This window comes from Rappaport israeli, from assembly GCF_001888055.1.
In the GTDB taxonomy this organism is placed as follows: Bacteria; Pseudomonadota; Gammaproteobacteria; order Cardiobacteriales; family Cardiobacteriaceae; genus Rappaport; species Rappaport israeli.
In genome coordinates, this window is the sequence record NZ_LXHZ01000024.1 from 1 (window position 1) to 11,027 (window position 11,027).

At 45.5% G+C, this 11,027-nt stretch carries 8 protein-coding genes and 3 pseudogenes; all 11 read left to right on the plus strand.

All coding sequences use genetic code 11. The features are described 5' to 3' along the window. Positions 1 to 1,182: pseudogene (locus tag A5N84_RS12010) on the plus strand (helicase-related protein); the annotation flags it as partial. Positions 1,183 to 1,437: 255 nt separating this feature from the next. Further along, positions 1,438 to 1,683: pseudogene (gene hfq / locus A5N84_RS07245) on the plus strand (RNA chaperone Hfq); the annotation flags it as partial. Between the two features lie 212 nt (positions 1,684 to 1,895). Next, positions 1,896 to 3,191 (plus strand): ribosome rescue GTPase HflX, encoded by a 1,296-nt coding sequence (gene hflX / locus A5N84_RS07250; protein ID WP_072281841.1) that lies wholly within the window; start codon positions 1,896 to 1,898, stop codon positions 3,189 to 3,191. Positions 3,192 to 3,200: 9 nt separating this feature from the next. Further along, positions 3,201 to 4,523: an FtsH protease activity modulator HflK gene (gene hflK / locus A5N84_RS07255; protein WP_072281842.1), complete on the plus strand. Its 1,323-nt coding sequence runs from the start codon at positions 3,201 to 3,203 to the stop codon at positions 4,521 to 4,523. 11 nt (positions 4,524 to 4,534) lie between these two features. Beyond that, positions 4,535 to 5,569: a protease modulator HflC gene (gene hflC / locus A5N84_RS07260; RefSeq protein WP_072281843.1), complete on the plus strand. Its 1,035-nt coding sequence runs from the start codon at positions 4,535 to 4,537 to the stop codon at positions 5,567 to 5,569. Between the two features lie 11 nt (positions 5,570 to 5,580). Next, the gene (locus tag A5N84_RS07265; RefSeq protein ID WP_143324874.1) at positions 5,581 to 5,772 is read left to right on the plus strand and encodes a DUF2065 family protein; all 192 of its coding nucleotides are present in this window, start codon (positions 5,581 to 5,583) and stop codon (positions 5,770 to 5,772) included. A gap of 30 nt (positions 5,773 to 5,802) precedes the next feature. After that, on the plus strand, positions 5,803 to 7,098 hold the full coding sequence (locus A5N84_RS07270; RefSeq protein WP_072281847.1) for an adenylosuccinate synthase: 1,296 nt from the start codon (positions 5,803 to 5,805) through the stop codon (positions 7,096 to 7,098). A 342-nt stretch (positions 7,099 to 7,440) separates the two neighbouring features. Continuing rightward, a pseudogene (gene rnr, locus A5N84_RS07275) lies at positions 7,441 to 9,161 on the plus strand (ribonuclease R). A gap of 29 nt (positions 9,162 to 9,190) precedes the next feature. Then, positions 9,191 to 9,604, plus strand: coding sequence for a S1 domain-containing protein (locus A5N84_RS12015; RefSeq protein ID WP_233120035.1), 414 nt, complete (start codon positions 9,191 to 9,193; stop codon positions 9,602 to 9,604). Next, complete coding sequence (gene rlmB, locus A5N84_RS07280; RefSeq protein WP_072281845.1) at positions 9,601 to 10,338, plus strand: 23S rRNA (guanosine(2251)-2'-O)-methyltransferase RlmB; 738 nt, start codon at positions 9,601 to 9,603, stop codon at positions 10,336 to 10,338. Before A5N84_RS12015 ends, rlmB begins: the two co-directional genes overlap by 4 nt. Positions 10,339 to 10,362: 24 nt before the next feature. Beyond that, positions 10,363 to 10,839, plus strand: coding sequence for a peptidoglycan-binding protein LysM (gene lysM / locus A5N84_RS07285; protein ID WP_072281846.1), 477 nt, complete (start codon positions 10,363 to 10,365; stop codon positions 10,837 to 10,839). The last annotated feature ends 188 nt before the right edge of the window (positions 10,840 to 11,027 follow it).

Here is an 11,027-nt window from a genome sequence, read left to right on the forward strand (position 1 = left end):
CTTGGCAACCTTGCGCGCGAAGATAAATTGGTGGAGGCACAGCGATTAGAACAACGCACGCGCTTTGATGTGGAGATGATGTTGGAGTTGGGCTATTGTTCGGGCATTGAAAATTATTCACGCTATTTATCTGGACGAGCGGCAGGGGAACCGCCCCCTACTTTGCATGATTATCTACCCCCCGATGCGTTGTTGATGTTAGATGAGAGCCATGTAACGGTGCCACAGCTTAATGGTATGTATCGAGGCGATCGCTCCCGTAAGGAAACATTGGTTAATTATGGATTTCGTCTGCCTTCGGCGTTGGATAACCGACCGCTACAGTTTGCTGAGTTTGAGCGCATTGCCCCCCAAACGATTTATATTTCCGCAACACCTGGAGAGTATGAATTAGCCCATTCTGGCAGGTGGTGGAACAGTTGGTGCGTCCAACAGGATTATTAGACCCGATAGTAGAAATACGCCCTGTGGCGTCGCAGGTGGAAAATGTATTGGGAGAAATTCGCATCAGACGCGCAAATAATCAGCGGGTGTTAATTACAACACTGACTAAAAAAATGGCGGAGGATTTAAGCCAATACTTACTCGAGCATGAAGTGCGGGTGCGCTATATTCATAGTGATATCAATACAGTAGAGCGGATGGAGATTATTCGTGATTTGCGCTTAGGCGAATTTGATGTATTGGTAGGGATTAACTTGTTGCGTGAAGGTCTGGATATGCCAGAGGTATCGCTGGTAGCGATATTTGATGCTGATAAGGAAGGATTTTTACGCGGTGAGCGCGCGCTCATTCAAACCATTGGACGCGCGGCACGCAATCAAGAAGGAAAAGCAATTTTATATGCCGATACGATAACGCGCTCTATGCAAAAAGCAATGGATGAAACCGCGCGCAGACGTGAAGCGCAAATGCTTTATAACCAAGCCCATGGCATTACCCCCACCACGATTCAAAAGAAAATTCAAGATGTAATGGAAGGGGCGCATGTGGCGGTTAAAGCGAAAAAAAGCGCATCGTGATGCTTTGCAAGAAACAATGATTACACCCGAAAACGCCCATCAGGAGATTAAAAAACTAGAAAAGCAAATGTTGCAATATGCGCGTGATTTGGAGTTTGAAAAAGCAGCCGCAATACGCGATAGAATTCAACAAATTGAAAAACAAGCTTTTTTGACTTAAAGTGCTGGCAAACCCAATAGGTTCGGAGAATTAGTTTGTATAGCGTGTGGTGTTGGCGCTTTTGCTGTGGCATGATAGCTGTCCTTTATGATGAGGCTATAAAAACTGTGCAAAAATCATTATAATCTCGCCCTTATATCAAAGCTGAAAAGCTAGGGCATAAAATTGCGTGCAAAATACAAACACGCTTAATACAACTCAAGATTTTTTTTGACGAATGTATTTCATCTAAATTTAATAGGAGAATAATAACAAATGAGTAAATCTCAATCCCTACAAGACCCTTATTTAAATGCTTTGCGCAAAGAGCGTGTGCCTGTGTCGGTGTATTTAGTCAATGGCATTAAATTGCAAGGACAAATTGAATCATTTGATGCGTTTGTGTTGTTATTAAGAAATAATATCTCGCAAATGGTCTATAAGCATGCCATTTCAACGATTGTGCCAGCGCGCAATGTGCGCATTAATCTTGCAGGCAGTGAAGAAGAAACTGCTGATGAAGCGCTTGCTCATAACTCTTCTAATATCGCCCCAACTTCTCAAGAGTCTGCACCAGCCTCTGCGTCTCAGGCTGCTCCTAGTACAGATCCTTTTTATTAAGCACAAATTGAGTGCGATTAAGCGTTGTTTTTCTATCTTATCTAGCGCCTTTGTGTTGTTTGACAAAGGCGGTTTTTTTGTCTGTTGTCGCGCGATTTTGATGGAGAAAGCCTATGTTTGAACGTCCGCAAAGTGGTGAACGTGCTTTGTTGGTGCAAGTTGATATTGGCAAGGTCAGCGATGAGAGTGTGGTGCAGGAGTTTCAATTATTAGCGCAATCAGCAGGTGCAGAGGTCATCGCTGTGGAGGTATTGAGTCGCGCTAAGCCTGAAGCGAAGTATTTTATCGGGCGCGGACAGGCAGAGGCGCTGGCAGAACAAATCAAAGCTCAGGAAATAGAATTGGTGATTGTTAATGCGCAACTTTCGCCTTCACAAGAGCGCAATTTAGAGAAGCTATTTTCAACGCGTGTGCTTGATAGAAGCGGATTGGTGTTGGATATTTTCGCTCAGCGTGCGCGTTCGCATGAGGGGAAATTGCAAGTAGAGCTGGCGCAGTTAAATCATTTGTCTACGCGCTTGGTGCGCGGTTGGACGCATTTGGAGCGTCAAAAGGGTGGGATTGGTTTGCGAGGCCCTGGGGAGACGCAACTTGAAACCGACCGCCGTTTGTTAGGGGTGCGCATTAAGCAGTTGAAAAGACGTTTGGAAAAGGTGCGCCGTCAGCGTGAGGAAAATCGCAAGGCGCGTAGTCGCGGTGAACAACCAACGGTGGCATTGGCAGGTTATACCAACTCTGGTAAATCAACGTTGTTTAATCAACTCACTGATGCGCAGGTTTATGCCAAAGACCAATTATTTGCAACGCTTGACCCTACATGGCGTAAGCTCAATTATGAGGGTGGACAAACGATTTTAATGGCAGATACGGTGGGCTTTGTAAGTGATTTACCGCATGAGTTGGTGGCGGCGTTTCGCTCAACGTTGGAAGAAACTGCCTTTGCGGATTTGATTTTGCAGGTGATTGATTATGCAGATGATGAGCGCTTGCAACGTGAAGAAGTGGTGGCGTCGGTATTAGCAGAAATTGGCGCAGATGAAGTGCCAATGATGCGGGTGTATAACAAAATTGATTTACGCGATGAACAGCCGCGTATCCAATATGGGGAAGATGGGCGTGCGCAGGCGGTGTTTGTCTCGGCGTTAACGGGGGCGGGGGTAGATGCTTTAGCGCAGGCGATTGGTGAGTATTTTATGGCGCATGAGGTGAAGGGATGGTTGCAATTAATGCCTAAAGAGGGTAGTTTGCGCAGTCATCTATTTGCTGAAAAGGCGGTGTTGGAGGAGCAAATGGCAGACGATGGGTCGAGCTTTCTGAAAATAAAAATATCAGAGAAACGTTTTAATCAACTGCAATCCCAGTATAATCGGGCGCTGGTTTTGTTGGATAAACCATCCCAAACGATATAAAAGGTTATTATGTTTAATGTGTTACTAAGTTGTTACAAACTAGCGAAACTGCGTGGCTTTCATCCTTCTACGGTAATGGTCAGTGAAGACCCTTGGGGAGAGCGCGATAAAGGCGGTAAACCAAAGCAGGATAATGAACAACCACCTGATTTAGATGAATTTTTTGCAAATCTAAAAAAGAAAATTACTGGTGATAATCGCTCTGGGGGTAAAGGGGGCGGTTCGCCTACGCCTAATATTGGGTTTTCTAAGAAAACTATTGGATTATCGACAGGCGTTGCGCTTGCTTTGTGGCTCTCTAGTGGGGTTTATACGGTGCAAGAGCGCGAAAATGGCGTGGAAATGGTGCTGGGTAAACATACCAATACCACTACCTCAGGATTAAATTGGAATTGGCCAGCCCCTATCGGGCATGTGGAAAAAGTCGATGTGCAGTCAATTGCAACCATGCGCATTGGCGAATTCCGAACGCAAAAAAGTAGCGTCTCCACCAGTAGTCAGCGAGTGGGGCAAATGCTTACTAGTGATGAAAATATTGTTGAGATTGGCGCAGCGGTGCAATATCGCATTAGTAGTGCTGAAAATTATTTGTTTGTTGCAAATGAGCCTGAGAAGGTTTTAGAAGATATTGTAATTAGCGCAATTCGCGAGGTGGTGGGCGCGAGTACGGTCGATGAGGTGTTGCGCGATAGACGCAATGAATGGCCACAGGAGGCAAAATCAATTATTACGACAATTTTGCGCGATTTTGGCTTGGGGTTTGAAATTGTGGCATTTGAATTGCAAGATGCACGCGCCCCAGCGGAAGTGCAAGATGCGTTTGAAGATGCTGTGCGCGCTCGTGAAGATGAGGAGCGTTTGCGCTTAAAGGCTGAGGCTTATGCTTTAGAGCGTTTGCCAGTGGCGCGTGGACAGGCAGAGCAACATGTGCAAGATGCAATGGCTTATGAGGCACGAGTATTAGCACAAGCCAATGCCAATGTGAGTCGCTTTAATGATTTATATAAAGTGTATCTGATGGATAAGATGGCTATGCGCGATCGTTTGTATTTGGATACGATGAGCGAGGTTTATGGCAATAGTCAAACGGTTGTGGTGGATGCTAAAAATACCAAGCCAATTGTGAATTTGGGTGAAGGCTCTTATGGACATCAAGGGCACGATTTGGTTTTAACAGCCAGTGCTTTAGAAGCGATGCAGGCGCAAAATGAGCGACAAAATATGCAACGAGACCGCACAGTGCATCCGCAAACGCTAGAGGGTATTGAGAGAGATGCTTCTACGCCAATATCTAATCGCGAGCGCAGTGAGTTGCGCAGTCGTACACGCTAAGGTGAAAAGAGATGACAAATAAACTAAATATGACGATTGCTGTGGTGGTGGTAGCGTTATTGCTGCTGTTTAATTCGCTTTATGTGGTTAATGAGCGTCAAATTGCGGTGATTACGCAGTTTGAGCGGTTAATTAGTACCACTGATAAGGCAGGAATTAAATTAAAGTTGCCTTTTGTGCATCAGGTGGAGTTTTTTGATGCGCGCATTCAGCGTTTGGATGTTGACCCTGAGTTGTTTTTAACCAATGAAAAGAAATATTTGATTGTGGATTATTTTGTGGAATGGCGCGTGGCAAATATGCGCGTGTTCTATACCAGTGTGCAGGGGAATTTTTCGCGTGCGTCTAATTTATTAGACCAGTTGGTTAAAGATGGGTTACGCGGGGAATTTGTGCGACGTTCGGTAAAAGAGGTGATTTCAGAAGACCGTGGCTCAATTATGCAATCGGTAACGCAATCGCTCTCACAAGATGCAAATCGTTATGGGGTAGAGATTGTTGGCGTGCGCTTAAAACGGGTGGATTTTTCAGATGATATTCGCGATAGGGTGTTTGAGCGGATGCGTGCTGAGCGTGAGCGGGTGTCAAAAAATTTGCGCGCGCAAGGGCGGGAAAAATCACAAATTATTATGGCAAGTGCTGACCGTGAAGCTTCGGAGTTGGTGGCAAAAGCTATTGAAAAAGCGCGGATTATTGAAGGTGAGGCGGATGCAAAAGCTGCTGAGTTATATGCAAAAAGCTATGGGCAGGATTTGGAGTTTTATCGCTTTTGGCGCTCAATGGAGGCTTATCGCAATCATTTAAGTGATAATACGGTGATGTTGGTAGAGCCAGAAGGTGATTTTTTTAAATATTTAAATACGATGGAAATTGATGAGCAGGCGGTGCGTGAAATGTCTTCCTCTGCATCAAGTAGATTGCAAGAGTCAACGCTTTTACAAGAAACGCCTGCCATTTCACCACGACAAGAGAAATCACTGCTTGCCCCTCAATTGGGCGCGGATATTGTTAGTGAGCAGGTGGTTGTACCGCTTGCGCCTAAGTAGTGATATTTAAAGTGAGCGTTTGGCTTTTGGCGGTGGTTGTGGCGTTGTTTTTTGAAGGCGCAATGTTATTGGTAGCGCCTAAATCGTGGCAAACTTTGATGGCACAATTGGTTACTTTTCCCGTAGAGCGGTTGCGTAAAATCGGGTTGAGTTTGACAATTGCTGCGCTGGTGTTGCTGTTTATGGCGCGTTGGTTAATATAATCAATGGTTTTAAACCAAGGGGATGAGGCGATGAATCGTAGTTTGGTCGTCATTGGTTTGCAATGGGGAGATGAGGGTAAGGGTAAAATCGTAGATTGGCTTACTGGGCATGCTAAGGCGGTTGTGCGTTTTCAAGGTGGGCATAATGCTGGGCATACGCTGGTAATTGAGGGGCAAAAAACGGTATTGCATTTAATTCCATCAGGAATTTTGCATGAAGGGGTGAGCAGTTATATCGGCAATGGGGTGGTGTTGTGTTTGCGTGCATTTTTTGAGGAATTAGAGCTATTAATAGCTGCTGGAGTGCCTGTGGTGGAGCGGTTAAAGCTCTCGCCCGCTTGTACGTTGATTTTGCCTAGCCATATTGCATTAGACCAAGCGCGAGAATTGCAACGTGGTGAGGAAAAAATTGGCACAACAGGCAGAGGCATTGGCCCTGCTTATGAGGATAAGGCAGCACGTCGCGGGATTCGTTTGGCAGATTTGATGGATGCTAACCGCTTTAAGGCATTGGTGCGGGATTTGGTGCGCTATCATAATTTTTTATTAGAGCAGTATTATCAGCAATCCCCTGTTGAGGTTGAGGCGATTATTGAAGAGTGGTTGGGCTATGCTGAGCGCATTCAACCGATGCTGGCGGATGTGAGTGTGTGTGTAAAAGAACATTTTTCACGCAATGAAAAGGTGATTTTTGAAGGCGCGCAGGGGGCGATGTTGGACGTTGACCATGGGACTTATCCCTATGTGACCTCCTCAACGACCTCTGCTGGCGGGGCGGCTAGTGGTTCTGGCGTAGGCCCGCGCGATTTGGATTATGTGCTTGGCGTTACTAAAGCCTATACAACGCGGGTTGGCGGTGGGCCTTTTCCTACAGAATTACAGGACGATGTAGGCGCGCATTTGGCTAAGATTGGGCAGGAGTTTGGCGCAACGACTGGGCGCGCGCGTCGCTGTGGTTGGTTGGATTTGCCTGCTTTGCGCCGTGCGAGTATCAATTCGAGTTTATCGGGTTTGTGCATGACAAAAGTGGATGTAATGGATGAACTGGATGAGATTAAAGTCTGTGTGGCGTATGAATTAGAAGGCGAGCGCTTGGAGATTGCGCCTTTGGGTGCTGAACGTTTGGCGCTTTGTCGTCCGATTTATCAGACGTTTTCTGGCTGGAAAACCTCAACGCTGGGCATAACGGATTATGCGCTGTTGCCGGATGCGGCAAAGCGCTATTTTTCGTTTGTGCAAGAGGCATTGGATTTACCTATTGTGATGATTTCAACAGGGCCAGATAGACGGCAAACGATTCATTTATTAGATTTTTTTGCAGATTAATATAAAAAACGTGTGCTTTTTTAATGGCTAAAGGAGCGCGAGATACAGTATTTTTAGGAGAAAACAGGATTGGGAACAAAGTCTAAATCCGTTGATTGGCGTAAGCTTGATTCACATTATGAGCGCGAGCAGCGCAAATACGGCAGCAATCCTTTGCCAAGCCGTGAGTTTTTATTGCAATGGCTGGGCGAGCAGGGAAAGTTGCTGACAGTAGGTGAGATGATTGAGGCGTTTGCGTTGAATGCAGAGCAGGCGCAGTATTTGATTCATCGTTTAAAAGCGATGGTCAGCAGTGGGCAGTTGTTGATTAATAGACAAAATCGTATTGGTGTGGCGTCTAAAATGGATTTGCGCTCTGGATATGTGATTGCGCACCCTAAAGGTTATGGCTTTTTAAATTTAGATGGAGAAGAAGCTGATGGCTTTATTCCGCCTAAATATATGCAAGGGCTTATGCATGGCGATAAGATTTTGGCGCGTGTGAGTCAAGTTGATGCGCGTGGGCGAAAAGACTATGCGCCAGTAGAAATTTTAGAGCGTGCACAAAAACGGGTAGTGGGTAAATTGCAAAATAAACAGGGCATTTGGTTCGTAACTCCCGAAAATAAGCGCCTAACACAGCCCATTATCATTGCGCAAATTGATTGTAATGTGGTGAAAGTTGGGCAAATCGTTATTGCTGAGATTCTTGAATATCCCGTGCGCCATAATTTGCCGATTGGGCAGGTTGTTGAGGTTTTGGGGGATGAGATGGCGGCAGGGTTGGAGGTGGCGATTGCCATTGAAAATTATAATATTCCGCATAATTTTCCTTCACGCGTGCGTAAGCAGGTAGCGCAATTTGCTGAGACTTTACAGCCTAAGGACTACACTGGACGCTTAGATTTGCGCCATTTGCCGATGGTAACGATTGATGGCATTAGTGCGCGTGATTTTGATGATGCGGTTTATGCTGAAAAGCGCGGGGATAACTATCGTTTATATGTGGCGATTGCGGATGTGGCGCATTATGTTCGCCTGATGATGCGCTAGACCATGAAGCTTATTTGCGTGGAACTTCGGTCTATTTTCCTGATAGGGTGATTGCGATGTTGCCAGAGGAGTTGTCTAATGGCTTGTGTTCGCTTAATCCCAATGTTGACCGCTTGGCGTTGGTTTGTGAATTAACCTTAAATCAAGAGGGTATGACCCAGCGTGCAAAATTCCATCGGGCGGTTATTCATTCTCATGCGCGCCTAACTTATGAAACTGTTGAAAAAATCTTGTTTGAACAAGAGACGGCAATGCGTGAAAGCTTTAGCCATTTGCTTGAGCCACTAACGCGCTTAAAAGAGGTTTATGAGTTGTTGCATCGGGCGCGTGTGGCGCGTCATACCATCGATTTTGAATTTCCAGAAACAGAGTTTACCTATGATGCAGAGGGTAAAATTGAATCAATTAGCGCAAAAGAGCGTTTGCAGTCGCATAAATTAATCGAAGAGTGCATGATTGTGGCGAATGTGGCAGCGGCACAATTTTTGCAAAAAAATAAAATTCCAGCGCTTTATCGGGTGCATGATGAGCCAAGCGCTGAACGTTTGGAGACGCTGATAGCTTATGTGGCGCGTTTGGGCTTGGCATGGAATGGTAGCGCTGAGGCAAAAATTACGCCTAAGGATTTCGCGCAACTCACGCAAAAAATCGCTGGGCGTGAGGATAAGGGCTTAATTGATAAGATGATATTGCGCTCAATGGCGCAGGCGGTATATTCCCCTGAAAATCGCGGGCATTTTGGTTTGGCTTTATCTTCTTATGCACATTTTACTTCCCCTATTCGGCGCTATCCTGATTTGCTGGTGCATCGCGCTATTCATTATTTATTAGAGGGGGGAAAGGCAAAAGATTATTATTATTCGCCAGAGGTTATGGCTGAGATGGGGCAACATTGTTCGATGACTGAACGACGCGCCGATGAGGCGACGCGTGATGCGATGGATTTTCTAAAAGCGGAATTTATGAGCCATCGGGTAGGCGAGGTGTTTCATGGCAGAATTTCCAATATTTTGAATTTTGGTTTTTTGTAACGCTTGAAGATTATTTCATTGATGGTTTGGTGCATGTATCAAATCTTACCAGCGATTATTACCACTTTGATGCAGACAACGCGACTTTAACTGGTGAGCGCTCAGGACGACGTTTTACCATGATGGATGAGGTGGTGGTGGCGGTTGCTCAGGTAAATTTTGAAGAGCGCAAAATTGATTTTCAATTGATTGAGCATAATGGCTTAGCGCCAAGAAAATCACGCGCGAAGAAAAGTGCACAAAATAAAGAAACGCTAACGCCTAAAAAACGCACAAGCAAAACAGATAAAAAGCCTAGCAAAGCGCGTCAAACGCGTAAAACATCTGCTAGTAAAACTAAAGCAACGCAAACAACACGTGGGAAAAGTGCTCAAAAGCGTGCAGAACAAGCGCCGAAAGTGAAGAAAACGCGTCAGCGTAATTCTAAGGCGGATAAGGCATGAGCGCGGGGGGGTATTATATCGGTGGGGTGCATGCACTTGCGCAGGCGATTGCACAGCAACGTTTGGAAAAATTATTGCTCGCACAAGGCAAACAGTCCAAGAAAGTGGCTGGTTTATTAGAACAAGCCAAGCAGGCAGGCGTGGCGGTTGAGGAAGTACCGCTCTATCATTTGGATTTGTTATTGCCTAATGTCAAACATCAAGGCGTTGTGGGGCAATATCTGCCAGATGAAACAGGGGCGCAAAGTTGGCAGCAGGCGATTGCAGGATGCGAAAAACCATTGATTTTGGTGTTAGATAGTGTGCAAGACCCTCATAATTTGGGCGCCTGTTTGCGCTCAGCTTTGGCTGCTGGGGTGCAGGCGGTGGTGATGGGGAAAAATAATAGCGCCGATATTACTGCGGTGGTGCATCGCGTTTCATGTGGGGCAAGTGAAGTGTTGCCCATTTTTCGGGTGGTGAATGTGCGCCGCGAATTGCAAGCCATGCAACAAATGGGTATTTGGCTTGTCGGTGGCGCAGGTGGGCAGGATAAAACGATTTATGAGGTAAATTTAAATACGCCTCTTGCGTTAGTGGTGGGCAATGAAGGAGAAGGGTTGCGCCATGGGATTGCCGAACAATGCGATTATTTGCTCACCATTCCGCTAGATGCGCGTATGGAAAGCTTGAATGTGTCGGTGGCGTGCGGAATTTTGTTGTTTGAAGCGCGTCGGCAGCGCTTATTAGGCTAATTTTTTAGTGAACTAGGAGAAAAAATGGGTTTTTTTGATTTTTTTAAAAGTGCTGGTGAGAAAGTTGTCGATAATAAAGTCAATCAAGAGGTTAATGATGTAGCTAAACAGGCGCAATTAAATGCTGAGGCTGCTGATGCGATTAAGCGTTATATTGAAAGTAAGGATTTATTAATTGAAGGTTTGACCGTTGAATTTGATGCGCAAAAAAGTCTGGTAACCTTAAGCGGTAAGGCACAAAATGCCGAAGCGAGTGAAAAAGCGCTGTTAGCTGCAGGCAATATTAATGGTGTGGCAAATGTTGATAATCAAATTGAGGTGGTAGAGCAAGGTCAGCAAACGCGCTATCACGATGTGCAAAAAGGGGAGACGTTGTCGCAAATTGCTAAAGAGTATTTTGGCGACCCCAATCAGTACAACAAAATCTTTGAGGCCAACCGCCCGATGCTAGAAGACCCTGATAAAATTTATCCTGGACAAAAGTTGCGCATTCCAGCTTAGTTTTCTCAAAGCGTATAAATTGAATAAATAGGTTTATAGTCCTTTTTAGAGAAACTATTTCTGTTTGTATTTTATAAAAGCGATAAACTTTTGTTTGAAGCCATAACGATGCTAGCGTTATGGCTTTTTTGTTTGCGGATTGCGGTGTGCGGTGTGCGGTGTGCGGTGTGCGGTGTGCGGTGTGCGGT